The sequence below is a fragment of the Cellulomonas pasadenensis genome, from assembly GCF_047229365.1.
Taxonomy (GTDB): domain Bacteria; phylum Actinomycetota; class Actinomycetes; order Actinomycetales; family Cellulomonadaceae; genus Cellulomonas.
In genome coordinates, this window is the sequence record NZ_JBFTEP010000291.1 from 1 (window position 1) to 722 (window position 722).

The 722-nt window shown below is 72.9% G+C and carries 1 protein-coding gene; it reads right to left on the bottom strand.

The window, feature by feature from the left end:
* Nucleotides 1-722: hypothetical protein (locus AB6N23_RS18520; protein WP_412867415.1), on the bottom strand; the 722-nt coding region annotated here is incomplete at both ends.

Here is a 722-nt window from a genome sequence, read left to right on the forward strand (position 1 = left end):
CCGAAGCCCGGCAGGTCCAGCTCACGCAGCCGGCGCAGCAGCGGGCCGACCAGGTCGCCGAACCGGCGGAACAGCGTCCCCAGCTCGTCGACGATGCCGCGCAGGCTGCCGACCGAGCGCACCAGCCGCGTCATCGTCGTCATCAGCCTCGCCGACAGCGACGCCACCTTCGACGCCGCCTGCGCCGCCACGTACGGCGCCGCCGCCCCCAGCGTCAGCGCCAGCTCCGCCGCGTACGAGATCACCGACCCCACGACCTGCGCGATCGCGTCCCGCACCAGGTCGTGCACGACCTGCACGATCACCGAGGCGACCTGCATGCCCGTCGACATCGCCGACGCCCAGTCCCCCGCCGCCGCGACATGGTCCGCCGCATCCTGCTGGAACCGCCGGTACGCCTCGATCGTCGCGCCGTCGCACGCGTCCAGGTCCGACAGCACCCGCCGCAGCTCCGCGGCAGAGCCCGCCAACGACGTCGACACGTTGCCCCACGTCGCGGCGAACGACGCCACCTCGTCCGCGTCACCCGTCAGGTCGTCCAGCCAGCCCTTGAGCGGCTGCAGGTGCTCCATCACCCAGCCGAGGCCGGCGGCGATCAGCGAACCCAGCGGGTCCATCGCGGTCGCGACCGTGTCCAGCGCCAGCGAGAACGCCGCAAGACCGCCCTCGACCCACGACTCGTTCTGGATCGCCGAGACCAGCGCCTCACCCGACTCCAGCAG